Annotated in this window: 2 protein-coding genes and 1 pseudogene; all 3 read left to right on the forward strand. The window is 50.8% G+C overall.

Features of this window, described 5'->3' with window-relative positions; translation table 11 throughout:
• A partial coding sequence (locus BN93_RS18355; RefSeq protein WP_232211071.1) for a protoporphyrinogen/coproporphyrinogen oxidase occupies positions 1–667 on the forward strand: 667 nt, incomplete at its 5' end.
• On the forward strand, positions 657–1130 hold the full coding sequence (locus BN93_RS18360; RefSeq protein WP_232211072.1) for a protoporphyrinogen/coproporphyrinogen oxidase: 474 nt from the start codon (positions 657–659) through the stop codon (positions 1128–1130). The genes BN93_RS18355 and BN93_RS18360, both read left to right, overlap by 11 nt.
• A 253-nt stretch (positions 1131–1383) precedes the next feature.
• Positions 1384–1593 (forward strand): annotated as a pseudogene (locus BN93_RS16450) (NADP-specific glutamate dehydrogenase); the annotation flags it as partial.

Here is a 1593-nt window from a genome sequence, read left to right on the forward strand (position 1 = left end):
CGAAGAGGCCAAGCAAAGATGGATTGGGAAGGGCGAACGTTTCCACGCTTTGCCCGTTGGGTTGAAGGCTAGTGTGCAAACAACCCTGTTTTCTTGGCACGACAAACTGCGGATATTGGCCGAGCCTTTTAGAAAAGTAGGCACAGATGCAGACGAAAGTGTGGCGCAACTTGTTAGGCGACGGCTGGGCGATTCGTTTGAACGCTACGCCGTAGACCCTTTTATTTCGGGCGTGTATGCAGGCGACCCCGAACGCTTGGTTACGCGTTATGCCCTGCCCAAGCTTTATAATTTGGAACACACATACGGCAGTTTTGTGCGCGGGGCGATAGCTAAGATGCGCCAACCCAAAACGCCACGCGACCTGCTGGCCACCAAAAAGGTGTTCTCGGCCGAAGGGGGATTGCAGCATTTGATTGATGCGCTTGGGCGTTCTGTTGGCGAAACGAACATCGTTTTGGGTGCAAGCAACTTGCATCTGCAACCTTCTGGGCAGGGTTGGAAGGCCGAATATACGCGGCCAGACGGCACCGCATGCAGCATCTTAGCCCAACAGGTGGTAACTACCGTTGGCGCTTATGCCCTGCCCCAGTTGATGCCTTCCGTGCCCCACGCACTGATGGAGCCTATCACCAGTTTGCGTTACGCCCCTCGTAGTGCAGCTTAGTGTGGGCTTTGCCGATGTGCAAGGGCAGCGCAACGAGGCCTTCGGCGGCCTTGTTCCCTCGTGCGAAAACCGACGTATTCTGGGCGTGCTGTTCCCCGCATCGTGCTTTGAGGGGCGCGCGCCCAAGCAAGGCGACTTGTTTTCGGTGTTCGTTGGCGGTATCAAACACCCCGAAGTGATGGAGATGAGCGAGGCCGAATTGGCGCAAATGGTGCTTACCGAACTGCGATACATGCTGCGTTTGCCTGCCAACATGCAGCCCAACTTGCTTAAAATATTTCGCCATCGCCATGCCATACCGCAATACGAGGTAAGCAGCGGTGCTCGTTTCAAGGCCATTGACGCCCTGCAAAGCCAATATCCTGGCCTTATCGTGGGCGGAAACCTACGTAACGGCATAGGCATGGCCGACAGAATAAGACAAGGTGCAACCATTATTCCGCAAGAATTGGCGGACATTTGAAGATAAATGTAAGATTATCTTTTTGGACAAAGATTGCTCTTGACGGCTAGCAGATGTAAGATGAAAGCCGCAAAAACGAACAAAAGGGAAGTAAACCCTTGCCGCACCTTATCACTTAACGCGCAAGGTAAACGGCAAGCACTAAAAAAATATTGCCTTTTATTTGGTGCGTATGCAAATTAGTTCTATATTTGCACCATCCATTTGACAAAAAAATGAGTTTACTAACCCAACCATAAAAAAGATTACAACCATGGAAGTGGAGAAAATCATGCAAGAACTGGAGCGCAAGCATCCAGGTGAGTCTGAATTCCTTCAGGCAGTAAAAGAAGTGCTTGTTTCAATTAAGGATGTGTACAATCAACACCCTGAGTTTGAAAAAGCTAAAATTATCGAGCGGATGGTAGAGCCCGAACGCATCATTACCTTCCGTGTTCCTTGGACCGACGATAAGGGCGAGGTA

Source organism: Prevotella conceptionensis 9403948 (assembly GCF_000312305.1).
Classification (GTDB): Bacteria; Bacteroidota; Bacteroidia; order Bacteroidales; family Bacteroidaceae; genus Prevotella; species Prevotella conceptionensis.